The sequence below is a fragment of the Pseudoalteromonas sp. NS-SX12 genome (genome assembly GCF_057367955.1).
On the sequence record NZ_CM170634.1, the window covers coordinates 1110242 to 1135153 of the forward strand.

The 24912-nt window shown below is 41.3% G+C and carries 22 protein-coding genes; 12 read left to right on the forward strand and 10 right to left on the reverse strand.

Features of this window, described 5'->3' with window-relative positions; translation table 11 throughout:
• Nucleotides 1–2: 2 nt before the first annotated feature.
• Nucleotides 3–1028, reverse strand: coding sequence for a polysaccharide deacetylase family protein (locus AC2IOM_RS05315; protein ID WP_486359323.1), 1026 nt, complete (start codon nt 1026–1028; stop codon nt 3–5).
• Here AC2IOM_RS05315 and AC2IOM_RS05320 point away from each other — a divergent pair.
• Nucleotides 1005–2339: an MATE family efflux transporter gene (locus tag AC2IOM_RS05320; RefSeq protein ID WP_486359324.1), complete on the forward strand. Its 1335-nt coding sequence runs from the start codon at nt 1005–1007 to the stop codon at nt 2337–2339. The two genes, AC2IOM_RS05315 and AC2IOM_RS05320, sit on opposite strands and share 24 nt — an antisense overlap.
• On the opposite strand, the gene AC2IOM_RS05325 is transcribed toward AC2IOM_RS05320, so the two are convergent.
• Both AC2IOM_RS05325 and nfuA read right to left on the reverse strand, forming a co-directional pair.
• Nucleotides 2293–2565 carry a hypothetical protein gene (locus AC2IOM_RS05325; RefSeq protein WP_100914567.1) on the reverse strand — a complete coding sequence of 91 codons (273 nt, stop codon included), beginning with the start codon at nt 2563–2565 and terminating at the stop codon, nt 2293–2295. The genes AC2IOM_RS05320 and AC2IOM_RS05325 overlap by 47 nt on opposite strands.
• Nucleotides 2558–3133, reverse strand: a complete 576-nt coding sequence (gene nfuA, locus AC2IOM_RS05330; protein WP_010561515.1) for a Fe-S biogenesis protein NfuA — start codon at nt 3131–3133, stop codon at nt 2558–2560. The genes AC2IOM_RS05325 and nfuA overlap by 8 nt, the downstream gene beginning before the upstream one ends.
• A 209-nt stretch (nt 3134–3342) precedes the next feature.
• Here nfuA and AC2IOM_RS05335 point away from each other — a divergent pair, with 209 nt between their 5' ends.
• Nucleotides 3343–5898, forward strand: coding sequence for a M14 metallopeptidase family protein (locus tag AC2IOM_RS05335; RefSeq protein ID WP_486359325.1), 2556 nt, complete (start codon nt 3343–3345; stop codon nt 5896–5898).
• A gap of 66 nt (nt 5899–5964) precedes the next feature.
• Here the strand turns inward: AC2IOM_RS05335 and AC2IOM_RS05340 are convergent, their stop codons facing one another.
• Nucleotides 5965–6657, reverse strand: a complete 693-nt coding sequence (locus AC2IOM_RS05340; protein ID WP_486359326.1) for a ComF family protein — start codon at nt 6655–6657, stop codon at nt 5965–5967.
• Between the two features lie 61 nt (nt 6658–6718).
• Between AC2IOM_RS05340 and bioH the strand changes: the two genes are divergently transcribed.
• From bioH to AC2IOM_RS05355, 3 genes are all read left to right on the forward strand, one after another.
• Entirely contained in the window at nt 6719–7459 is a 741-nt protein-coding gene (gene bioH / locus AC2IOM_RS05345; protein ID WP_486359327.1) for a pimeloyl-ACP methyl ester esterase BioH, read from the forward strand.
• A gap of 102 nt (nt 7460–7561) precedes the next feature.
• Nucleotides 7562–7852 (forward strand): flagellar basal body rod C-terminal domain-containing protein, encoded by a 291-nt coding sequence (locus AC2IOM_RS05350; RefSeq protein ID WP_010561519.1) that lies wholly within the window; start codon nt 7562–7564, stop codon nt 7850–7852.
• 13 nt (nt 7853–7865) lie between these two features.
• Nucleotides 7866–8699: a putative metalloprotease CJM1_0395 family protein gene (locus tag AC2IOM_RS05355; RefSeq protein ID WP_336435753.1), complete on the forward strand. Its 834-nt coding sequence runs from the start codon at nt 7866–7868 to the stop codon at nt 8697–8699.
• 197 nt (nt 8700–8896) lie between these two features.
• Here AC2IOM_RS05355 and AC2IOM_RS05360 read toward each other — a convergent pair whose 3' ends face one another.
• A complete protein-coding gene (locus AC2IOM_RS05360) occupies nt 8897–11194 on the reverse strand; it encodes a Tex family protein (RefSeq protein WP_486359328.1) in 2298 nt (765 codons plus the stop codon).
• Nucleotides 11195–11380: 186 nt separating this feature from the next.
• Here AC2IOM_RS05360 and greB point away from each other — a divergent pair, with 186 nt between their 5' ends.
• The 3 genes from greB (at nt 11381) to envZ (ending at nt 14008) form a co-directional block, all read left to right on the forward strand.
• Nucleotides 11381–11857 (forward strand): transcription elongation factor GreB, encoded by a 477-nt coding sequence (greB, locus tag AC2IOM_RS05365; protein ID WP_486359329.1) that lies wholly within the window; start codon nt 11381–11383, stop codon nt 11855–11857.
• A 104-nt stretch (nt 11858–11961) separates the two neighbouring features.
• Nucleotides 11962–12681 (forward strand): osmolarity response regulator transcription factor OmpR, encoded by a 720-nt coding sequence (gene ompR / locus AC2IOM_RS05370; protein ID WP_010561523.1) that lies wholly within the window; start codon nt 11962–11964, stop codon nt 12679–12681.
• A gap of 19 nt (nt 12682–12700) precedes the next feature.
• The gene (gene envZ / locus AC2IOM_RS05375) at nt 12701–14008 is read left to right on the forward strand and encodes a two-component system sensor histidine kinase EnvZ (protein WP_010561524.1); all 1308 of its coding nucleotides are present in this window, start codon (nt 12701–12703) and stop codon (nt 14006–14008) included.
• 20 nt (nt 14009–14028) lie between these two features.
• Here envZ and AC2IOM_RS05380 read toward each other — a convergent pair whose 3' ends face one another.
• On the reverse strand, nt 14029–14724 hold the full coding sequence (locus tag AC2IOM_RS05380) for a 2OG-Fe(II) oxygenase (RefSeq protein WP_010561525.1): 696 nt from the start codon (nt 14722–14724) through the stop codon (nt 14029–14031).
• A gap of 76 nt (nt 14725–14800) precedes the next feature.
• Here AC2IOM_RS05380 and AC2IOM_RS05385 point away from each other — a divergent pair, with 76 nt between their 5' ends.
• Nucleotides 14801–15196, forward strand: a complete 396-nt coding sequence (locus AC2IOM_RS05385; protein WP_010561526.1) for an acyl-CoA thioesterase — start codon at nt 14801–14803, stop codon at nt 15194–15196.
• Here AC2IOM_RS05385 and AC2IOM_RS05390 read toward each other — a convergent pair.
• Both AC2IOM_RS05390 and uvrA read right to left on the reverse strand, forming a co-directional pair.
• A complete protein-coding gene (locus AC2IOM_RS05390; RefSeq protein ID WP_486359330.1) occupies nt 15193–16188 on the reverse strand; it encodes a hypothetical protein in 996 nt (331 codons plus the stop codon). The genes AC2IOM_RS05385 and AC2IOM_RS05390 overlap by 4 nt on opposite strands.
• 36 nt (nt 16189–16224) lie before the next feature.
• Nucleotides 16225–19044: an excinuclease ABC subunit UvrA gene (gene uvrA / locus AC2IOM_RS05395; RefSeq protein WP_486359331.1), complete on the reverse strand. Its 2820-nt coding sequence runs from the start codon at nt 19042–19044 to the stop codon at nt 16225–16227.
• A 330-nt stretch (nt 19045–19374) separates the two neighbouring features.
• On the opposite strand from uvrA, the gene AC2IOM_RS05400 reads away from it, so the two are divergent.
• Together AC2IOM_RS05400 and ssb are read left to right on the forward strand one after the other, a co-directional pair.
• Nucleotides 19375–20763: an MFS transporter gene (locus tag AC2IOM_RS05400; RefSeq protein ID WP_486359332.1), complete on the forward strand. Its 1389-nt coding sequence runs from the start codon at nt 19375–19377 to the stop codon at nt 20761–20763.
• Between the two features lie 16 nt (nt 20764–20779).
• Nucleotides 20780–21454 (forward strand): single-stranded DNA-binding protein, encoded by a 675-nt coding sequence (ssb, locus tag AC2IOM_RS05405; RefSeq protein WP_100914306.1) that lies wholly within the window; start codon nt 20780–20782, stop codon nt 21452–21454.
• Between the two features lie 53 nt (nt 21455–21507).
• Here ssb and AC2IOM_RS05410 read toward each other — a convergent pair whose 3' ends face one another.
• A complete protein-coding gene (locus tag AC2IOM_RS05410) occupies nt 21508–21852 on the reverse strand; it encodes a HopJ type III effector protein (protein WP_486359333.1) in 345 nt (114 codons plus the stop codon).
• Nucleotides 21853–21994: 142 nt separating this feature from the next.
• Here AC2IOM_RS05410 and AC2IOM_RS05415 point away from each other — a divergent pair, with 142 nt between their 5' ends.
• The gene (locus AC2IOM_RS05415; RefSeq protein WP_486359334.1) at nt 21995–22483 is read left to right on the forward strand and encodes a DUF4442 domain-containing protein; all 489 of its coding nucleotides are present in this window, start codon (nt 21995–21997) and stop codon (nt 22481–22483) included.
• Here AC2IOM_RS05415 and AC2IOM_RS05420 read toward each other — a convergent pair.
• The gene (locus AC2IOM_RS05420) at nt 22480–24639 is read right to left on the reverse strand and encodes a putative bifunctional diguanylate cyclase/phosphodiesterase (protein WP_486359335.1); all 2160 of its coding nucleotides are present in this window, start codon (nt 24637–24639) and stop codon (nt 22480–22482) included. The genes AC2IOM_RS05415 and AC2IOM_RS05420 overlap by 4 nt on opposite strands.
• Nucleotides 24640–24912 lie beyond the last annotated feature (273 nt).

The following is a 24912-nucleotide window of genomic DNA, read 5'->3' on the forward strand; positions in this document are numbered from 1 at the left end:
TGCTATTTAGTAATCACGAAAGGGTGAGATAACCAGTAAAATCGGCCCGCTTTAGATTTACTTGGCGCAGTACAATTGTAACGCGAACGTCCTTTGTTTAGCTCACCTTCACTTTGCACAGTCACGTCATTTTCACTTTGCCAAGTAATTTTGGCTGTGTTGCCACTGATAAAACAATTGAATTGCGAGTTGTTAAAGTCTTTTTCGGTAAAGGTTAATTCGAGTACTGGTGTCGTGTTGGTTGTAACCGATTGTGCTTTTAGGTTAAATGAAAACGGCAGACTTGCGATTTTTGTTTTTAACGTGTCTAAATTGGCATAGAACCCTGATGCCGGAAAGCGCGGCACGCGCGTTAAGTCGGTATTTAATCCAACAGCGCCTGAATGCTGACCAATACCAACATAGCCTAACTCTTTTACTAACGTTTGTAATTCACGATTAAACTCACCATACGGATACGCGACATACTTAAAGTTGTGGCCAATCTCCTGCTTAATACGTTGTTCAGAATGCGTGATATCGTTGCGTATTCTCTCTCGCCATTGCGCTAGTGACTCGTTATCTTCGCGAATATGCAAGTAATCGTGCTTTGCGCTGTGGTTTGCAATGTATGCACCTTCTTTTGTCAGTGCTTTTAGCTGCGGCCACGTCATCACATAGCTTTTACCTTCATCTATCAGTTGTGGGTTTACAAAAATGGTATAGGGATAGTTAAAGCGCTTTAAAATGGGGGCTGCTTGCGTGAAGTTATTAATAAATCCATCGTCAAATGTGAGTGCAACTGTTTTGTCAGGTATACTCTTTTGCTCTTTAACTGCTTCAATAATGTGCTGAAGTGGAACAACACTATAATTATTATCTTTTAAATAACTTAAGTGGGCGCTGAATTCACTTTCAGATAGGCTTGTCACACGTGGTAAAGTTTCTGATACATGGTGATATTGTAAAATCACAGCGGCATTAGCAAACGTAAAATAACAGATTAACCATAATCCAATAAATAAATGAAAAACTTTTTTACTCGTCATAAATCGTTCCATGTTGGGCTGCTAGTACTTGCTTGGCCGATGATTGTATCAAACATTAGTGTACCACTTCTCGGTTTGGTAGATACAGGTGTAATCGGCCACCTCAGTGACGCCAGCTTTTTAGCCGGCGTGGCACTTGGCAGCATGGTTATCAATTTACTTTTCTGGCTCGCAGGTTTTTTACGTATGAGCACAACCGGCTTGGTTGCACAGGCTTACGGCAAAGACAGTAAAAATGGCTTGCTGCAAGAGCTGAAACGCGCAGCTCTATTTGCGTTCGCTGTTGCGCTATTGTTACTAGCAATAAGCCCTGTGATCAGCCATTTTATGGGGCTATTTTTATCGGGCAGTGATGCCGCGATAAAGCACGCACAAACGTATTTTAATATTCGTATTTTTAGCGCACCTGCCGCATTACTCAATATGGTGTTATTGGCGTGGATGCTAGGCACGCAATACAGTAAAGGTACGTTAATGATCGTGTTGGTGACTAATGTCGCCAATATTGTTCTCGACATTGTATTTGTAGTGGGTTTTGACTGGCAGGTTGAAGGCGCTGCACTTGCTTCGGTATGCGCCGATTACATTGGTTTAATAGCTGCTGTGTTGTTGCTTAAAGCACGTTTTGCTAAGCATGGATTATCGTTCTCCGCGCTTTTGAAAACATCACTCAACGGCCTAACTAGTGCGCTTAAGTTAAATCGAGATATCTTTATTCGTTCACTGTTTTTGCAGCTTTGCTTTGCCTTTATGACTTACTATGGCGGTTTTTTAGGGGATGCAACGCTTGCTGCAAATGCCGTATTACTTAACTTCTTATTGTTAGTAAGTTTTGCCTTAGATGGTATTGCCTATGCTGTAGAAGCTAAAGTGGGTCAAGCGAAAGGGCGCAAGAAGGCGCAAGCAATTCATCTTTGGGTTGTTATCGGGCGCTTTTGGGCCTTTATATTTGCCTGCTTCTACAGCGTAATGTTTTTGCTACTAGGTAGCTGGATTATCAGTATGTTAACCGACCTGCCGAATGTATTGGCGACCGCCGAGAAGTTTTTAATTTGGTCTATTATTTTACCGCCAATCGCTAGTTTTTGCTTTTTGTATGATGGCGTATTTGTTGGCTTAACTAGAGCAAAAGAAATGCGTAATACCATGATTTTTTCAGCACTAGTTGGCTTTGCGGGAGTATTTGCCGTTAGCTACCCTTTGGGTAATCACGGGTTATGGCTGGCTATGACGTGTTTTATGGCGTTAAGAGGATTAACGCTGGCTAAAAAATATCACGATTTTTGGCGCTCTCGTCAGCTTTTGCAATAACTTGTGAAAAGCGATTAGCAAAAATACCTAAATAGCCGTAAATGGCAAAGTACAGCGCGATAGGTAGTAGAACAAGCCCTGCTATTTGAAAATAATGACTGTTGAAGTAGCCATAAACAATTAAGCTGGCAGCAATAACAAACAAGCCTAAACCGCTGAAAAAGCGTTTTAGGCTTGTTTTAGGTTCTTGACCTAGTCGGTAGACTAGATGTTTGAATTTAGTAATATGAATGCTCGCCAGACTGGTGTTCAGTTATATCACGTACACCTGTGATTTCATCAAACTTAGCAACCATTTGCGTTTCAATGCCATCTTTAAGTGTTACATCGATCATTGAACAGCCGTTACAACCACCACCAAACTGGACTACGGCAATACCGTCTTTGGTGATTTCAACTAAGTTAACCTGACCACCGTGATTCGCTAGTTGTGGGTTAATTTCTGTTTCAATCATATGTTGCACACGCTCTTGCAGTGACGCGTCATCACTTAGCTTTTTCGCTTTTGCGTTTGGTGCTTTAAGCGTTAGTTGCGAGCCCATTTTGTCAGTAACAAAATCAATATCGGCTTCTTCTAAAAACGGTGCGCTTTCTTCGTCAACAACGGCATCGAATCCATTAAATGGTAACTTAATGTCCGTTTCTTCAACGGCATCTGCCGGACAATATGACACGCCACACTCGGCTTGTGTTGTACCAGGGTTAACCACAAAAACGCGAATGTTAGTGCCTTCAGCTTGATCTGCTAGCAGTTTGGCAAAGTGGCTTTGTGCTGCCTCAGAAATGGTAATCATAATTCGACCTATACCTGACTAATTTACTCGGTTTTTAGTATATCACTTTTTTGCTTTGCTAAAATAGTAGGGCAAGTTGAAAAGGTTTTAACTTATCTTATTTTTTTGCTGCTTCAACTTAAAGCTGTAGGTTTGCGTAGTAAACATTGTTACTGTGAATGTGCATAAAAATGCAATAAATATAACTAACCTATCATTATGGCATCACTATGAAAAAGCTGTCCTTTTTTTTAATAACAGCCTGTTTGGCACTGTTTAGCTGTATCAGTTCAGCAAAGAACTTAAACTTTTATTTTGACGATAATATTCGTTTCGATCCTTCTATTCCTACGCCAGAGTCTGTTCTGGGTTATCAGGTAGGCGATTGGCATGTTCGCCATGATCAGCTTGTTAGCTACATGAATCTATTAGCTGAAAAAAGTGAGCGCATCAACATTGAGGTGATTGGTTACAGCCATGAACAACGTCCGTTATTATTGTTAACGATTGCTAACCCAGCTCGCTTAAATAACATTGAAACTGTGCGTAAACAGCACTTAGCGCAATCAATCGAAGGTGCAACAATCAATGCTGATGCACCTGTAATCACGTGGATGGGCTATAGTGTGCATGGCAACGAAGCCAGTGGCAGTAATGCTGCATTATTAGTTGCCTATTACCTTGCTGCAGCGCAAGGTGAAAAAATTAACCGCTTATTAGACGAAACAGTTATTTTGTTAGACCCTGCATTAAACCCAGATGGTTTAGCGCGATTTGCACAGTGGGTGAATAGTCACAAAGGCAAAAACTTAGTCGCAGATGAAAACCATAGAGAACATAATGAAGCGTGGCCGAGCGGTAGAACAAATCATTATTTTACTGACTTAAACCGAGATTGGTTGTTGCTCCAGCACCCAGAGTCGCAGGCGCGTATTGCTAAGTATCATCAATGGATGCCTCATGTATTAACTGACTTTCATGAAATGGGTCCACACAGCACTTATTTTTTCCAACCGGGTATTCCATCGCGTAAGTTTCCACTTACTCCTGAGCAAAATGTAGAGCTAACAAAAGAAATAGCGACCTTTCACGCAGCCGTATTAGATCAACAAGGTGAGCTGTACTTTACCGAGGAAAGCTTTGATGACTTTTATATTGGTAAGGGTTCTACCTATCCAGATATTCATGGCACCATTGGTATTTTGTTTGAGCAAGGCAGTGCACGAGGTCACAAGCATGAAACTATCAATGGTGTACGCGAGTTTTATGATGCAGTAAAAAACCAATTAACGACTTCTTTATCTACTTTTGATGCGGTTGTATCGGGCAAGCAGGGTTTATTGTCTTACCAGCAGAAGTTTTATCAAGATACCGCAAAGCTTGCGAAAAAAGATAAAGTAAAAGGCTATGTTGTTGCGGCTGGTAACGACACGTCACGTTATGAGTTATTTTTGTCGCTATTGCAGCAGCATCAGATTAAGGCATATCCGCTTAGTAAAGACGTTAGCGTTAACAAGCAAGACTTCTCTGCTAATAGTAGTGTTTTTATTCCGCTAAATCAGCCTCAATACCGCTTAATTAAAGGCGCGTTTTTAGAGCAAACAAGCTTTAACGATAATACCTTTTATGATGTTTCAGGTTGGAACTTAGCGCATTCATTTAACCTTGAATTTTCAGCTGTAACCTCAACCCGTGGTATTAAATACCAAGACTCATGGCAGCCGGCTAATCAAACTGAAAACCAGAACCTAGCTTCAAGCTATGCATTTGCCTTTGAATGGAACGACTACTTAGCACCTAAGCTGCTATCACAGTTACAGCAAAATGGTGTTATTGCTCGAGCGGCAATGAAACCATTTACCGCATCTACTGCAAATGGTGAACATCGCTTTGCTGCTGGCGCAATTATTATCGCCAAGGGTCTGCAACAAGATGCTGATTGGTTTAACAAAGTTCAGCAATTAGCTAGTAATTCACCGGTAAAAGTACATCAAATATCATCGGGATTAACAGCGCAAGGTGTTGATATTGGCTCGCGCAATATCGTGCCGTTAAAAACACCAAAAGTATTACTATTAGGCGGTAAAGGTACAAGCCAATATGAAGTAGGTGAAGTTTGGTATTACCTTGACCGTTATTTAGATATTGCAGCTACTTTGGTTGATTTAGACCGTTTGGAACGCATTGATTTAGCATCTTACACCCATGTTATTTTAACTAATGGCAGTTTTTCGACTGTAAATGCAAAAATGGTTGAAAAGCTAAAGTATTGGGTGCAACACGGTGGTGTAATTTGGGGTCATAAATCGGGCGCAAAATTCTTAGCGGACAAAGGTATTTTGAAAGCCGAATATCTTTCAAGCAATGACATGGCAAAAGCTTTTCCAACCGATAATTTGAGTTACGCTGATAAAGATAGTTACCATGGTGATAAACGAATTGCAGGTGCTATTTTTAACGCGAATATCGATTTAAGCCACCCATTAAGCTTCTCATTTGAGCGTGGCACATTGCCAGTATTTAAAAATAGCACCTTTGTTTTAAAGCCAAGTGAAAAGCCGTTTGTAAATGTTGCAACCTACACTAAAACACCGCTATTAGCGGGTTTTAGTCATGAGCTAAACAACCAGCAAATAGCCGGTGCCGGCGTTTTAATGGCGCATAACTATGGTAAGGGCAAAGTGATTGCAATGTCAGATAACCCAGTGTTTCGTAGTTATTGGTATGGCACAAGCCGTCTATTAAGTAATGCTATTTTCTTTGGTCATGCGATCGATGCTAAATAACGTACGTTACTAAAAGTTAATTGTTTAAAAGGCGTCTTGGGCGCCTTTTTTGTTTACTGGATGAACTTAACTAGGTTTAGTTGGATCGCTAATCGCAAACACCCAAACTGACACCTGTTTCACCCCCGCGCTTTTTAATAACCTTGCAATTTCATTAACCGTGTTACCGGTCGTTATGATGTCATCAACAATTGCCACATGTTGATATTGGTGTGTGAGGTCACAACTAAACGCTCCTTTTATATTGGTTTTACGAGCGCGTTTATTTAATTCGCTTTGCGGCTTAGTGTGTTTGATGCGGGTAATGGATTGGGTATCAACCACAATACTGGTACGTTGCCAAATTTCCTCACTTTGATTGAAACCGCGAAAAACGCGTCGCTGCCAATGTAATGGAACAGGCATTAATACATCAGGCATTTGCCAATTTTGTTCTGCTTGCGCGTCTTTTATTTGCGCTTTAATTAACTGATGTAATGCCGCTTTGTACGTCAGTTGTTTATTAAATTTAATGCCTTTTAGCCAAGCTGAAACCGGATGTTGATACCAACAAACTGCAAAGAGTGAGTCAAATGTAGGGTTGGGTATTAGTTTGTTGATATCTGGGCGGTGAAGTAGGTTTGCTGAGCTTTTAAAATTTAACCGTGCAATATCAGACAGACATATGCGGCAAATTTTTGCCGGAGCTCGAACCGGTTGATGGCAACACACACATAAATTTGGTAGTGCCCAATCGAAAAGTCGGTAACAGTAATTCATATAGGATTTCCATATCGCTAACTGTTAGTATAGCGGCAAAAATTTAAAGTGAGGGCAAAGCATGGCTGATGTAGTTCTACTGCATGGTTGGGGCATGAATAAAGGTATTTGGCAGTTACAAAAAGATGCACTTGAGGCGCAAAGTGACCATACGATACATACTTTTAATTTACCTGGTTTTGGCGGAAATCAATTTAGCGATGCTGTTTATGATTTAGAGTGTGTCGCAAGGCAACTTGCAACAGATATTGCAGATCAGTCTGTGTTAGTTGCTTGGTCTTTATCAGGTCTTATTGCGTTAAAAATTGCTGCGCTTTTCCCACATAAAGTAAAGAAAATAGTGTTGATTGCTTCAACCCCATTTTTTGCAAGCAGTGAACAGTGGCGCGGTATTGACGACAAGGTGTTAGACACATTTATGGCACAATTGAGCACCAATCACCAAAAAACTGTAGAACGATTTTTGGCAATTCAAGCAATGGGAAGTGAGCATGCAAAGCAAGACATCAAGCAAATAAAAGCCCTGCTTGCTGAATACCCAGCGGCGCAAAAGATCGCGTTATCAGGTGGTTTAGCTATTTTAAAAAATGAAGATTTGAGAGATCTTTTTGCGCAACTTCCTTTGCCTATTTCTGGTATTTTTGGCCGTCTTGACTCCCTTGTGCCAGTTAAAGCTGTCGCAAAAATGCAGCAACTTAATCCTCAATTTAAGGCAGATATTCTAGCTAAAGCATCTCATGCACCTTTTATTTCTCATCCGCAAGAATTTACTAACTTATTGTTATCCCATATAGAAAGTTAAAACATTTCTAGGGCGGCAATTTATTGCCGCTTTAACTTTATTTTGATGGAATTTTGAGCGATAATAAAGCTATCACTATTCTTTATGAATAAAGGAGTGTTTATGGACGTTTCAAACAACTTGGGGTCTGCATTTAATGCTGGCTTGCAAGGCCTGCAAAGTGCTTCTGATGGTATTACTGAGTCTTCAGCAAATATTGCACGTGCGCAAACGGAACGAGAAGTTGAACGCGCCGAACCAGCACCAGAAACGCGTGAAGCGCAAAGCCCGCCAGTTAATGTAACTAACGAGCTAGTTAACCTTAGAGTTGAACAATTTAATGCGCAGGCAAATACCCGTTCAATTCAAACGGCTGACGAGGTGTTGGGCACGTTAATTGATGTAAGAGTTTAGCTCAGCAAAATAAATGAACATCGTAACTACTTATCCAAACATTAGCTTAAATACGGCTAATGTACATACTGAAACAGCGCGACGTGACAATCAGTTGCGCGAATTAGTTACGCCTGTAAAACAAGCAGAAGCTGCCGCTGCAAATTCTCGTCTCGCAGCTGATCAAGATAAAACACGTCAACCTGGCAGCAGCCAAATTGAAAACCAAGACGCGCTCGAAAACAAATCCGAAGACATCACTAAAGTAAGTGAAAAAAAGCAAGATCAGGATCAGCAAGAGCAGCAAAGTAAGCAACAAGAGCAAGATAAACAAAAACAGCTTGAACAAGTAGAGGCACAAGCACTTTCTCAGCTTAAGCAAAGAGATCGCGAAGTTAAAGCACACGAGCAAGCACATGCGGCAGTGGGTGGTCAGTATGCTGGTAGCCCAAGTTACGAATATGAGCGTGGTAGCGATGGCAACAATTATGCAGTTGCGGGTGAAGTGCCGATTGATGTAAGCGAAGTACCTAACGACCCGCAGGCAACCATAGACAAAATGCAGCAAGTACGCGCTGCAGCATTAGCCCCACAAGAACCGTCAGGAGCGGATCGCTCGATTGCTGCTGAAGCAAATCAGAAAATGAGCGAAGCGCGAGCTGATTTGAATGCTGAGCTGAGTACGTTTTTTGATAAAAACGAAGAAAGCTCAGATACAGAGGCTGATGATGGCGAGGCTAAGCAAACTAACTACGATTTTAGTGAGCGTCGTGATTCTGAAGTTAATCAGCGAGCAGAGCGCATTGCTAAATTCTATCAGGCTGCAACGTCGCCGTTTGAGCGGCCTAATTTAGCAAGCTATGCATAAATAAAAAAACCGCACACTGTGCGGTTTTTTATGATTGCGCTTATAACAATTCGGCAGCGCTTGATTGGGTTTTCTACTGTGTTATCGGCTGACTAACATAGAATAACTATGCCACGCAGCCTCTGCCTTGTATAAACCCCAATCAAACTGCTGCAAAAACGAACTTGAAAGATCAACAGCCCGTAGCTTAAATCACGTTATTTCTTTAGCTTTGCGAATGCTTCAGCAAATGCGTTACCCATAGCGGCATTATTGTTTTGCTTAGGCTTTGCTTTTTTTGCAGTAGCTTGCGCTGGTTTATTCGCTTTTGGTTTAGCAGCTGGTGCTTTCTCACGCACTTCTTCGTCTAGGCGCATCGTAAAGCTGATACGTTTGCGTTCGACATCTACTTCAAGCACTTTTACTTTTACAATATCGCCTGCTTTTACCACTTCACGTGGGTCTGAAACAAACTTGTTTGTTAATGATGAAATATGCACTAAGCCGTCTTGGTGTACGCCCACATCGACGAAGGCGCCAAAGTTTGCAACGTTTGATACAACACCTTCTAAAACCATACCAGGCTTGAGATCTGCGATTGTTTCAACACCTTCTTTAAAGCTTGCTGTTTTGAATTCTGGACGAGGATCGCGACCCGGTTTATCAAGCTCAGCTAAAATATCGCTGATGGTTGGTAGGCCAAACTTATCCGTAACAAAGTCTTGTGGTGAAAGAGATTTTAGTAAACCTGAATTACCAATGAGTTCTGCCACTGAAACGTCCGCCTTTGCAGCAATACTCTTCACAATCTCATACGCTTCAGGGTGAACAGCAGAGCTATCTAATGGATCTTTACCTTGGTTAATGCGTAAGAAACCAGCAGATTGCTCAAATGCTTTAGGACCAAGGCGTTCAACTTTTTTAAGCTCTTTACGTGAATTAAACGTACCGTTTTGGTCGCGGTAGCTAACAATATTTTGCGCAAGAGTTTTGTTTAAGCCTGCAACACGTGTTAATAGTTGTGCTGATGCCATATTTACATCTACACCAACAGCGTTTACACAGTCCTCAACAACAGCTGTTAGGCTTTGGCCTAATTGGCTTTGTGATACATCGTGCTGGTACTGACCAACACCAATTGCTTTTGGCTCAATTTTCACAAGCTCAGCAAGTGGGTCTTGTAAACGACGCGCAATAGAAACTGCACCACGAATAGATACGTCTAGATTTGGAAATTCTTCCGCTGCGACTTCAGATGCTGAGTAAACCGATGCGCCAGCTTCGCTGACCATAACTTTGCTCATTTTTAGGTCGGCTTCTTGTTTTAACAGTTCGGCAATTAACTTGTCACTCTCACGTGATGCAGTACCGTTACCAATAGCAATAAGCTCAACTTTATGTTGGCGGCATAATTGGCTTAGCGTACGCAGTGACTTATCCCAATGATTTTGTGGGGCATGTGGGTAGATTGTTACGTTATCGAGCAGCTTGCCGGTTTTATCTACCACCGCAACTTTACAACCTGTACGTAAACCAGGATCAAGACCTAACGTGGTTTTTGCACCTGCTGGAGCAGCCATTAATAAATCATTTAGGTTCTTAGCAAAGACATCAATTGCACCTTGCTCCGCAACTTCCCTAATTTTACCTAAAAACTCGTTTTCTAAGTGAAGTGCTAATTTAATTTTCCAGGTCCATTGCGCCACTTGCTTAAGCCATGGGCTCGCTAGTACGTCTAATTTATAATGATCGGCGATAATACGAACGCACTCAGCGTTGCCATCTTCTAAGCTTGGATCAGGATTAATTGTTAGGCTGATAATGCCTTCATTACGCGCTCGCAGCATTGCTAATGCTCGGTGTGACGGTACACGGCTTAAGGCTTCGCTGTGTTCAAAGTAATCTTGATATTTGGCGCCGTCTTTTTCTTTGCCAGCAATCACTTTGCTTTCAATAAACGCATGTTTTTGTAGCATGCTTCTTAACTTAGCAAGCAATTTTGCATCTTCCGCAAAACGCTCCATTAAGATAAATTTAGCACCATCAAGAGCGGCTTTGCTGTCTTCAATGCCTTTTTCAGGGTTAATAAAGTCAGTTGCTGTTATTTCTGGGTCAAGTACTGGGTTATCTAATAATTGATTTGCCAGCGGCTCAAGACCTGCCTCAATGGCGATTTGCCCTTTAGTACGGCGTTTTGGTTTATAAGGTAAGTAAAGATCTTCCAGCTCGGTTTTACTGGTTGCCTTATCGATGTCGGCCTTTAACTCAGCACTTAGCTTATCTTGTCCTTCAATGGTTTTAAGAATAAATGAGCGACGTTCTTCTAACTCACGAAGATAACCAAGGCGCTGTTCAAGTAAACGCAGTTGACCATCATCTAAACCACCGGTAACTTCCTTTCTATATCGAGCAATAAATGGAACGGTTGCTCCATCGTCTAATAATTGTGTTGCAGCAGTCACTTGCTGTACTGAGGCGTTTAGCTCGTGAGCTAATTGATTAGCAATAGCGTTCATTAAAAACCTTTAAATCGGTAAAAAGTGGGTGGTTTGTAATTTTGAGAGACCACACCAGAAAATTTGTTTTATATATATTGCCTATAGATCTTGTATCTAAACTTAAATTTTTCAATCATAAGCAATAAATAAATTACCACACCTAGTTATTTAACTATGAGAAAACCACCTAAGCAGGTATTTCCTATGCGTTCCAATTATATTACACGTAGCGGCTATGATGAACTAGAAAGGGAATTACGTTACTTATGGAAAGAAGAGCGCCCAAGAGTAACGCAAGCGGTATCGGAAGCAGCAGCACTTGGTGACCGTTCGGAAAACGCTGAATACATTTATGGTAAAAAGCGATTGCGTGAAATTGATCGCCGCGTACGCTTTTTAACCAAACGCCTAGAACAAGTGAATATTGTTTATCCCAAGCCTGAACAAGCAGGAAAAGTGTTTTTTGGTGCCCGTGTCGAAGTGGAAGATGAAGAAGGTAATACCTTTAACTATCAGGTCGTTGGGCCAGACGAGTTTGATGTGAAAAATGGCAAAATTAGCATCGATTCACCCTTTGCTCGTGCTATGTTAGGTAAACAAGTTGATGATGAGTTTGAATTTAAAAATGCTGAGGGTGAAGCATTATTTTTTATTAATGCCATTACTTATGATGCATCATAGTAAGAGTTTGTAATACCTAGTAACACTCTTCCTTTACCTAATTGTCAAAAAAGTATTTATAGTAGGCTATATTGCCAAAGAAAAAATAACAGAAGAATGAAATCATGGGACAAGAAACAACAAAAATACTAGTAGTCGATGATGACATGCGTTTACGCAGCTTACTTGAGCGCTATTTAGTAGAACAGGGCTTTATTGTGCGCTCTGCGGCAAACTCGGAGCAAATGGACCGCTTAATTGAACGAGAAAATTTTCATTTAATGGTATTGGACCTGATGCTACCGGGCGAAGATGGTTTATCGATTTGCCGTCGTTTACGCCAAAAAGAAAATGACATCCCAATTGTTATGCTTACGGCAAAAGGCGATGAAGTTGATCGTATTATTGGTTTAGAGCTTGGCGCTGATGACTATATCCCTAAGCCGTTTAACCCGCGTGAACTACTTGCACGTATTAAAGCTATTTTACGTCGTCGTGCCAGTGATGTACCAGGCGCGCCTTCGGCTGAAGAAAACGAAATACGCTTTGGCCAGTTTTCATTAAACTTAGCAACACGCGAAATGAGTAAAGGCGATGAAACAGTGTCGCTTACCAGTGGTGAATTTGCAGTATTGAAAGCCTTAGTTTCACACCCTCGCGAACCGCTAAGCCGTGATAAATTAATGAACTTAGCACGTGGTCGTGATTACAGTGCATTAGAGCGTAGTATCGATGTGCAAGTATCTCGATTACGCCGCATGATTGAAGAAGACGCTGCTAATCCGCGTTACATTCAAACCGTATGGGGCTTAGGCTACGTATTTGTGCCAGATGGCAAAGAATAACCACAGCTAAGCTAACATTATGCGTATTTTTCCGCGCAGTGCATTTGGTCAAACCGTTTTTTTGGTTGGTGCACTGCTGCTTATCAATCAAATCGTATCTTATATTTCGGTTACGCTTTACGTTGTAAAGCCTTCTATCGAGCAAGTTAACTTAATGCTGGCGAAACAAGTTCGCACGGTATTTATTGGTCATCAAGATGGTGTGGAAATGTCGGATGAAGTTGCGGAGCAATTTTATTTGGCTACTGGCGTTGAGATGATGAGCGAACGTGAAGCGATGCGACACGGTTTAGAACAAGCCAGCGAATATCCTTATTTGTCTCGGGTGATGTCTGAATATTTGCAGGGTGAGGCGCGTGTACGCATTAGTCAGACCGATATTCTTGTGTATTGGGTTGAGCCACCACAAGCGCCAGGCTACTGGGTTAAAATTCCGTTAGTCGGTTTTCAAGAGGCGAATGTAAAAGTACTGACTTTCTACCTCGCCTTTATCGGTGTGTTAAGCGTGTTAGGCGGTTGGCTATTTGCAAGTCACTTAAACCGTCCTCTAAAGGCAATGCAAAAAGCGGCCAATAAGGTAGAAGTGGGTGATTATTCGAGCCAACTTCCCGAGCTAGGTTCAATTGAAATGATTGAAGTAACGCGTGCTTTTAACCAAATGTCACGTGGCCTTGCTGCGGTTGAAGAAGATCGTAGACTGTTAATGGCCGGTGTTTCCCATGATTTACGCACGCCATTAACACGTATTCGTCTTGCAACAGAAATGATGTCGGAACATGAAGATTACTTACGAGAAGGCATCATTACCGATATCGAAGATATGAATGCGATTATTGATCAGTTTATTGAGTATCTACGCAATCATAAGCTAAGTGATTTAGCGCCAGACGATATAAATGCGCTTGTTTCGGAAGTGGTTGCATCGGAACAAAAGCAAGGCCGAGAAATTAGCTTTAGTGCTAACGAAGCGTTGCCAAATATTCCAATCAGCCATGTTGCCATGAAGCGCGTAATTACCAATATGATTGAAAATGCGCTGCGCTATAGCGAAGAGGATGTCACCGTTGTGACTCAGTACTCTGCGAATAAAGAGTATGTTGAGATCCTTGTGCAAGACAAAGGTCCAGGTATTCCTGAGCACGAGTTAGAGCGAGTGTTTCAGCCGTTTACCCAAGGCGATCAGGCGCGCGGTAGTGAGGGCAGTGGCTTAGGACTTGCAATTATTAAGCGCATTGTCGATATGCATCAAGGAAAAGTTACATTGCGCAATCGTGCTGAGGGCGGTTTAGAAGCAAAGGTTAGCTTGCGAGTTCATTTAACAAACTAACCTTATGGTGCCTAGCTTATTTAGGCACCATAAATTTGTTCTGCGGTATTGAACAGCACCCATGATGTGACAATGTACTTATCATTGGAAACTGGAATACACCCTCTGTGAGTGTGAGTGAAATACGCCGGTGCAATTACCATAGAGCCTTGCTTTGGTTTAATCTTTTTATTCTGATAATAGAATTCAGTTTCACCACCTTCTTCCACATCATTTAAATAAAACATAAATAGTAAAATACGGTGCAAGCTATCGTTATGGCCTTTTTGCGGATAAACCTCACTGTGCCAGTAGGGGTAACCACCTTGGCCTGCAGTGTATTTTTGCGCTTGAATTTGACCTAAGCGAAAAATTTGCTGCACTAAAACGGGTAACTGAGGGCGACCCACTTCATCGAAATTTTCTACCGTTAAGTCAACCGGCTGTTTGGTTTTTGGGTGATAAACTTTTAAACCAAATGCGCCAATAAGTGCAAAGAAGTGTTCTTCAAAATACTCAAATACTTTTTCGGTGGTGTTTTGCAGAATATGCTGTAGCTCAGTTTGATATTCGATGTGTTGGTTTAAATATAAGTCTTGGCTGTTCTTTTTACTAAGGTCAACGCCGCCACTGGTTTTGCCTTGTGTTAAAAACGGGCTGTTATCAAACTTAGTGAGGAAGTTGTCACAAAACTCCTTACTAAGTACATTGTCGTATACTCGAATAAAATCCTGCATTATTGACCTTATTATTTTAATTATTAATAAACATAACTATAGTGAGCACATATTTAGTTTATAAAGCTCATTTACTATGTTTAGTGAAACACTTATGCCGCGTTTTAGCGAAACAGATGCGTTAGGACATATCAATAATACAGCGCTACCGGTTTGGTTTGAAGCAGCGCGTACCCCTTTTTTTCGTTTCTTTACACCAGACTTAGATTGCAATAAGTGGAAGCTAATTGTCGCTAAAATCGAAGTGGAATTTAAAGGTGAGCTGTTTTATGGTCAGGAAATTACCATAAACTCCAGCATTAGCCGTATTGGCAATTCGTCATTTGTAATTTGCCAAGAAGTGTATCAGCACAATGAACTCTGTGCGGTAGGTCACGCGACAATGGTGCGCTATAACTTTGATAAAAAAGCGTCGGTAGCACTTAACGATACTGAGAAAGCACAGTTAATGGAACATTTTAAGGCGAGTTAATTATTTTTGAATAAGTGGCTCGCAGGTGAATCACACACTGTAACGGTAAATTGGTAGCCATACTGTGCGTTGTTATCTTTGCTAATGAGTAACACTTCATGATCGTTTAGTTCAACCGCTTTAGTGTTGTTTGGTTTACTACAGCGTGAATATTTGTCGGCTTCTTGACGATATGCAAACATAGCTACTAGATGATGAATAACTGACTCGTAGCCTTGGTTTATCGGTATTGTTAATTCGTCAGTGGCGCCCGAATCATCATTAAAGCTAATGCTAAATGTTTCTTTCTCTGGCTTTTTTGGTTCAGGTGTATCAGATGGCGTTAGCCTATTCTGCTGCTCGTTAACCTTAGCTTGCTCCTTTTCAGTGGTGCTGACGTTTGGGTCAATACTTTGGAAGATTCTATCAATTTCCTGTTGATCGCCTAACCACAGCGACATCAGCTGGAACAGTACGGTAAAACAAACAGTAAAGCGCATCGCATTAGAAAAGAAAGGATGATTGCTTTTTGAAAAGAAGCGCACAATTTTAATGCCAAACGGTTTTGCCAATAAAATAGTAAATAAGTAAAAAGGAACAAACAGTTGGTAAATAAATAAGGCAAATACACTAATGCCTAACAGCCAGCTTGGCAGCACCATTAAAATGGCAAAGTTATGGGTATAATTAAAGTGCGTAGCAGACACACCGGTTACTTCATTTACTAACGACGCACTCGAGGCTAAAGCAAAGTTAGTTATGACTGCATAAAACAGTAAAATCACCGCTTTGCCAGCTAACGTGTCCCAAGCCTTGGTAAACCTCGGCCAAAATTCCATAATTAGGCCAACTAAAGTCAATAACGCTGCAAGCTGATAATCGCCTTGAAAAACAACAAGCAAGGCAAACGATAAACTATAGAGTTTTTCTGGCAGCGATAGCGACTGCCAAAAGTTAACTAGCTTTAATTTTGCTAATGTTAACTTTGGCAGTTTTTGACTAATTAATTCCATTTAGGCGCTTTATTTTTATTATTAAGTAAGAGTAACTTATAGCATTTGTTTTAAGTAGCGACCAGTATGAGACACAGGATGTTGTGCAACTTCTTCAGGCGTACCTGAAATTAAAATCTCACCACCGCCAGAACCACCTTCAGGGCCTAAATCAACAATCCAGTCGGCAGTTTTAATCACATCGAGATTGTGCTCGATAACCACAATGGTATTGCCGTGATCACGTAAGCGATGCAATACAACAAGTAATTGCTGAATATCAGCAAAATGTAAACCTGTCGTCGGTTCATCCAGAATGTATAACGTTTTACCGGTATCGCGCTTAGATAGTTCGCGGGCCAATTTAACACGTTGTGCCTCACCGCCAGATAACGTTGTTGCCGCTTGGCCTAGACGAATATAACTTAAGCCAACATCCATTAAAGTTTGTAACTTGCGTGCAATAGCGGGAATTTTGTCAAAAAATTCGCGCGCATCTTCCACAGTCATATCAAGCACTTGGTGAATATTTTTGCCTTTGTAGAGTACTTCTAATGTTTCACGGTTGTAGCGTTTACCAGTACACACATCACAAGGTACATATACATCAGGTAAAAAGTGCATTTCTACTTTAATTACACCGTCACCCTGACATGCTTCACAGCGACCGCCTTTTACGTTAAAGCTAAAGCGTCCTGGCTTGTAACCACGTGAACGGGCTTCTTGCGTGCCTGAAAATAACTCACGAATGGCAGTGAAAATACCTGTGTAGGTAGCAGGGTTTGAACGTGGAGTACGTCCGATAGGGCTTTGGTCAATATCGATGACTTTGTCGAATAAATCCATACCGGTAATGGATTTATAGGGTGCAGCTTCGGCAGTTGTTGCGCCATTGAGTTCAGTATGAGCCACTTTGAATAGGGTGTCGTTGATTAAGGTCGATTTACCAGAGCCAGAAACGCCCGTAATACAGGTCATTAAACCAAATGGAATTGATAGGTCGACACTTTTTAAGTTATTACCTGTTGCGCCTTTTAACTCCAGCCATTTATCTTGAGGCTGGTGGCGAGTCGCAGGTATTTCAATTGCTTTAGTGCCCGCTAAATACTGTCCAGTAATTGAGTCCTTACAGTTTACAATGTCGTCTCGGGTACCTTCTGCAATAACTTGCCCACCGTGCACCCCAGCGCCTGGGCCAATATCAATAATATGATCCGCAGCACGTATTGCATCTTCATCGTGTTCAACCACAATTACAGTGTTACCTAAATCACGTAAGTGCGTTAATGTGGCAAGTAATCGGTCATTATCTCTTTGGTGCAAACCAATTGAGGGTTCATCTAAAACGTACATAACGCCAACAAGGCCAGCACCAATTTGGCTGGCAAGGCGAATACGCTGTGCTTCACCACCCGATAACGTATCGGCACTGCGCTCAAGTGATAAGTAATTAAGGCCAACATTTACCAAAAACGATAAGCGATCACTAATCTCTTTTAAGATTTTCTCGGCGATTTTTGCTTTTTGTCCGCTAAAGCTTAGCTCGCTGAAAAAATGCTGTGCTTCACCGATACTCATGCGCGTTACGTGAGGTAAATTAGTAGTGCCAATAAATACATTACGCGCTTCTTCACGCAAACGTGAGCCATGACAGCTAGGGCAGTCTTGATTGGTTTGGTATTTGGCTAGCTCTTCACGCACCGAATTTGATTCAGTTTCTTTGTAGCGGCGCGCCATATTATTAAGCACACCTTCAAATATGTGATTTCGCACCACAACATCGCCGCGATCGTTACGATATTGAAATTCAATTTTAGTACGGCCCGAACCGTTCAGTACCACTTTTTGCGCATCGGCTGGCAGTTGTTCAAACGGTGTTTCAACGTCAAAGTCGTAATGATTCGCAACGGCTTGCAGCATTTGGAAATAATAAAAGCTACGCTTATCCCAACCGCGAATAGCACCGCCAGCAAGGCTAAGCTCTGGGTTTTGTACTACACGGCTTGGATCAAAATACTGGCGTACCCCTAAACCATCACAGCTTTGACAGGCACCCGCAGGGTTATTAAATGAGAATAAACGCGGTTCAAGTTCAGTCATGGCATAACCACAACTCGGACAGGCAAAGTTCGCTGAGAAAACAATTTCGTCTTTTTCTGGCTCATCCATGTAGGCGATTTGTGCCACGCCATTTGAAAGCTCTAATGCTTGTTCGAACGATTCCGCTAAACGAAGTTGTAGGCCATCTTTTACCTTGATACGGTCGACAACTACTTCAATTGTATGTTTTTTATGGAGTTCTAACGTTGGCGGATCTGAGAGATCGCATACTTCGCCATCAATTCGCGCGCGAATAAAACCTTGTGCTGCTAAGTTCTCAAGTAACTTGATATGTTCACCCTTACGCTCTTTCACGACAGGGGCAAGCAACATTACTTTTGTGCCTTCTGGCAGCTCAAGTACCTGATCGACCATTTGACTAATGGTTTGTGCGGTAAGCGGTAAATCATGAGTTGGGCATCGTGGTTCACCGACACGGGCGAAAAGCAGCCTTAAGTAATCATAAATTTCGGTGATAGTGCCTACGGTAGAACGTGGGTTATGAGATGTTGATTTCTGTTCTATCGAAATAGCTGGGGATAAACCTTCAATATGGTCGACATCTGGTTTTTCCATTAAGGATAAAAATTGACGCGCATACGCAGAAAGTGACTCAACATAACGGCGCTGACCTTCGGCATATAATGTATCAAATGCCAGCGATGATTTTCCTGAGCCAGATAAACCAGTGATAACAATCAGTTTATCGCGTGGAATGGTTAAGTTGATATTTTTTAAGTTGTGCGTGCGGGCGCCGCGAACCTCGATATGTTCCATTGTTATCCTATAGCATTAGCGAACAGCAATATTGCGCCTAGTATTGCATTATATTGTATAAATATACAGCCCTAACTTATACCGATGCCCCAAATGGCTTATCATGTTATAAGGCTAAATTGCGTATTTAATAGAGCTTGGTAGGCGCAAATTTTAATGGGTAATAGTTTATTTAAGCAGAAATTACCTGCTTGGATCACCTTAAGTAGCGGAATTAGTCGAGTACCTGAAGCGAGAAACACTTTTAACCAAATACGGGTTAGAATAACCAATAAGGTTTATGGTAAACTTGCCGCCTTAATTTTCTAATCATTATTTGCTAATTCGTTAATGTCAGCTTCTTCATTAAATGCTCTTGAAAAACGCACAGCGGTGTCGCTTGCATGCGTATTTGCATTTCGCATGCTTGGCTTATTTATGCTTATGCCTGTGCTTGCAATCTACGGTACTGAATTAGAAGGGTTTTCGCCTTTATGGATTGGTATTGCGATAGGCGCATATGGCTTAACACAAGCGCTTTTACAAATTCCTATGGGCTGGTTATCAGATAAATTTGGCCGTAAACGCGTGATTGTAGCGGGCTTAATTATGTTTGCGATTGGCTCGGTAATAGCGGCTATGGCCGAATCAATTTACACCGTTACCCTAGGGCGTGCATTACAAGGAATGGGTGCAATTGCCGCCGCTGTATTGGCGCTAGCGGCCGATTTAAGCCGTGATGAGCAGCGCCCTAAAGTAATGGCTGTTATTGGTATGTGTATTGGCCTTAGCTTTGCTGCTGCCATGTTGCTAGGCCCAATGATTGCGGCGTCGTTTGGCGTGAGTGGTATATTTTGGCTGACGGCATGTTTGGCTGTGTTGGGTATTTTTATAGTATTAACTGTGGTGCCAACCGCGGTAAACCGTGCACCCAAAGGTGATACATCTGCCTCTTTGAACGATATTAAAAACCTAGTGAAACACCCGCAATTAGTGCGTTTAAATTTAGGTGCGATGTTACTTCACTTAACTTTAACAGCCGTGTTTGTTGCGCTGCCGGCTGAACTTATTAAAGATGGGTTAGCCGCAGAAATGCATTGGAAGCTTTATATTCCGGTTTTATTATTGGCGTTTGTATTTATGGTGCCAATGATGATTGTTGCGATTAAAAAACAAAAAGAAAAAATGGCCTTTTTAGTGTCAATCGCACTAATTGTTGCAAGTTTAATGAGTTTAAGTTTGTTTGGTTCAAGCGCACTTATTATTGGCGTGTGCATGCTTATTTATTTTATAGCGTTTAACTTTTTAGAAGCCACAATGCCGGCATTGGTTGCACGCATTTCTCCTGCAGGCCAAAAAGGGTCAGCAATGGGCGCTTTTAGTTCTACCCAGTTTTTAGGCGCCTTTTTAGGCGGTATTATTGGTGGGTATTTTGCGCAAGTGAGCGATGCACAGACAGTATTTGCCGCAGCAACCTTGGTTGGGGTAATATGGTTTGCTATAGCGTGGGGAATGGAAGTACCACCAAAAAGTAAGCTGATAAGCTTACTAACTGAATTACAAGGGGAGAAAGAAAATTTTGACCCTGAAAAAGCAGCCGAAAAGTTAGCAAATGACCTTGCTGACTTACCGGGTGTATTAGAAACAACAGTAGTACTTGAAGAAAATCGTACATACTTAAAAGTAAAAGAATCAGAATTCGATTTGCAACAAGCGAAAGCGGTTGCAGGTATAGTTTAATTAAAGGAGACAGACCATGGCTCGTGGTATTAACAAAGTGATCCTAGTTGGTAATTTAGGCCAGGATCCAGAAGTGAGATATATGCCAAACGGTAACGCAGTTGCCAATATCACACTTGCAACGTCTGACAGTTATAAAGATAAAAACACGGGTCAGTTAGTCGATAAAACCGAATGGCACCGTGTGGTGTTTTTTGGCAAGTTAGCTGAAGTTGTTGGTGAATATTGCCGTAAAGGCTCACAAATTTACGTTGAAGGTAAATTACAAACGCGTAAGTGGCAAGATCAGCAAGGCCAAGAAAAGTATACAACTGAAATTGTGGTTGATGGCTTTACCGGTCAAATGCAAATGCTAGGTGGCCGCGGTGATAACGCGGGTAGCAATTCTGGTGGTGGTTTCCAACAGCAGAATCAACAGCAATCAGGTTTTGCACCACAACAATCACAAGGTTTTAACCAAGGTGGTCAACAGCAACAAGGTGGCTTTAACCAGCAACCTGCACAGCAGCAATCTGCGCCAGCACAGCAGTCTGGCGGTTTTGCACCACAGCAAGGTGGTCAGCAACAATCTGGTGGTTTTGCGCCACAGCAGCAATCAGGCGGCTTTGCACCTAAGCAAAATGCACCACAAGGCGGCGCATCAAACCCAATGGAACCACCAATTGATTTTGATGATGATATTCCGTTCTAATCTCTAAGATTAGTTAATAAAGAAACCAGCATTTTGCTGGTTTTTTTATGCGGTTATTTTACTTCAAGCGCATTTTTAGCGAAGTCCACACCCGCCCAACCTGTTTTTATAAAGTTGCGAATATTTTGGTGATCGTCACCATCTGGGTGTTGTAACACATCAACTCGGTAGTAATCGCCAAAGCAGTTTAGCGTTTGCTCTTCATTTAAGTTGTTAAGCTTTGCAAAGCTGAAAATTTTGCAGCTCCCCGCATTTTCACCAGCGTTATTGGTGAGCTCGCCATTGGTAAAGTGCTGCGCTGTATAGTTGTATGTTTCCTCAATCACAGCCATTACCTGTTGAAAAGTAACACTTTCAGGAGAAGTCTTGAGTTGTTCAAGTAGCGTTTCTAGGGTCATAATGTTTACGTCAAAAAGTTAAAAGCACACTATGCAACTTAATGGATTGTCAGTGAAATAGTATTTAGCTATTTGATATTTTGCTGTTTGAGTTTGCTTGCGGTAATCTAGGTGGTCAAACCAGTTAAGTTAAAAAAATAGTATGGCAAATAAATTAAGCAAGCTTGTTAATAAAATCTATAAACTGCCAAAGTCGACCCATGAATTTTTACTGACTAAGTTATTTACCAGTCAGGTTAAATTTGCGGGCACTGCAAAACTACGGGTTTTATCGATTAGTAATGACAAAGTAGTGGTTAAACTTGCAAATAAAAAGCGAGTACAAAACCATATTGGTGGTATTCATGCGGTTGGTGCAACATTAGCAGCTGAATCAGCGTCGGGCATAGTGTTTGGTATGAATGTGCCTGATAGCCACTTACCGTTACTGAAATCAATGACGCTAGAATACAATAAGCGCATGCAAGGTGATATAACGGCAACAGCGCAGCTATCATCTCAAGTGATCACAGCAATCAGCAGTGATGAGAAAGGGGACTTAATTGTGCCTGTAGTCCTGTCTGATGAAAGTGGTGATAGCCCAATACATTGCGAAATGCGTTGGGCTTGGGTGCCGAAAAAGCGTCGTTAACAGCAGGCCTTTTGGGTTAGCGTGTTAGCAGCTAAATACGCTTTTAGCGCATCGATTTCTAACGGTTTGGCATACAAATAGCCTTGTTCTATGTCTATGCCTAAGGTGCGCACTATTTCATGTTGGGCTGTAACTTCAATGCCTTCTGCTACGGTGACAATATCGTGGCATTTGGCAATGGAAACAATCTGATGCAATAGTGCCGCATCTTGATCTTTTTCATGGATATGAGTGATAAAGCTGCGATCGATTTTTAACTCGTGAATTGGGTAGTCTCGCATTTGAGAAAGTGATGAATAACCTGTACCAAAATCATCGAGTGAAATTAAAAAGCCATAGCTCATTAGCTTTTCAAACAAGCCCTGCACAGCGCCTTTATCTTCAATAAAAATAGATTCAGTTACTTCTAAAATCACGCGATTTGGCGAGATTTGGTAATGCTCGACATGATGCTTAAGAATATCAAATAGCGGTGTGTACATTAGCTGATACGCCGATACATTTATTGATAAACTGATTTCAGTGTATTTCAAATTTTGCGCATAATCGTAAAGCGCTTGTTGAATAACAAACTCCCCGATATCGGCAATTAGCCCTGTTTCTTCTGCGATTGGAATAAATTTATCTGGTGCAATTAAGCCGAGCTTTCTATTGTGCCAGCGCAACAGAACTTCAACACCCTTAACTGAGCCGTGAGCAGAGCAAATTTGTGGCTGATAGGTTAAATAAAGCTCTTTATTTTCAATCGCATGTTTTAGTTCAGTTTCAATATCTACGCGTTGATGTAATTGCTCTGCTAAGCCTTTGTCAAAAAAACAGTAACGATTTTTTAGTTTTTTAGCTTCGAACATGGCTATTTCAGCATAAATTTCAGCAGTTTGTGGGTCAATATGTTCATCAGCATGGTAAATGCCGATACTTGCGGTTATTGAAAGCTGTAAATTATCGAGCATCATTGTTTGCTCAATCGCATTTAAAATATTGCGTGCTAACGAGCTACTTATACTGCGGTCAACTGTTTGTAAAATAACAAAAAACTCATCGCCACCGGTGCGTACCGGCAAAGCGTTTGGTGGGCAAAATTGCGATATGCGTTCGGCAATTAGTTGCAAGGTTTTGTCGCCAGTGTGGCGACCAAATCGATCATTAATATGTTTAAAGTTGTCTAGGTCGATACACAAAAGGGTGTAGCGACCTTGATTATGAATTTGTTCATTAACTAATGTGTTATCAAAGAAATAGCGGTTCGCCAGTTTGGTGAGTTTATCGAAGTTGGCTTGTTGATAGAGTTTGTTTTTGTAGCCAATATCAAGTCGGTATAAGTGTCGCGTAATAAAAAAAGTGGCGACAATAGTAAGCAAACCAAACGCGCCAATCCAACTGGCAAAGTTGCTTACTTCGTTGTAGATAGTTTTTAACGGCACTCTAACCGCAATAAAAGTATTAAAATGCGTATTGTAGGAAATGCCAACTCTTACATTGGCAATACCTTGAGTGCGGTTAGTGTAAATAGACACACCATCACTTTGTAAGTACTTATCGACTGGTCGGCCAGTGGCTTTTTGAACGCTTTTATTTACGTAGGCAACAAATGCAGGTGGCATAGGTTGGTTGTAGGCTTTACCAAGATTACCATGCAGTGACTTTGGTGCTGTGTGGTAAAGGCTCCAATACTGATCTTTAATGCGTGGTTTTTGTGTAACCAATATCTCCATGCCTTTATCTAAAATATTGTAACGCCATGGGTTATATTGTGAGTTTAAATTTATCTCAGCCACCATTAAAAGCGGAGGTTGAGCATTGCTTAACTGCGATAAATAGCTAATCGCCATGCGCAGTGAGCCATCGTTCGCTTCGTAATACGGAATACTAAACAGCAATTTATTACTTTGAATAACCTGCTTAATGCCAAGCTCAGATAAATTTGTTGCAGGCTTAGCAGAGGTTTTTCGGGTTGTGTGTAACGCCGTTAGCTGCTGATTATTGGTAAGTTTGAAGTAACTTACATTCAAATAGCGAGGAAAGTTGGCGAACGTTTCTTGGCTTATTTGCGCCAGCGCTTGCTGACTGTAAGGTTGCTTTAGCTCTGATAGCAATCTTTCAGCCATCGTAAACACGACTAAATGTTGTTCTAGCTGAGTAACTGAAGAATCCATAATGAATTCTGAATGTGCTCTTATTTTCTCATCGACTTTGGCCAAATGATTTTGATAATGCATAGCGACAAGCGTTGTTGCTAAAACAAAAATTAGCGCAACAATAATGATAAAGAGGCGGCCAAGAAAAGAGCTGTAAAAATGTTTTATTTCAGACAAATCGTACATACATTAATGAAAAACGTTCCATTGCCTTGTTAGCAAGTTAAAACTTTTAGGGTTTTATAGTATATCAATAATAGGCATGAAAGCCCTGTTTTAAATCAATCAAGT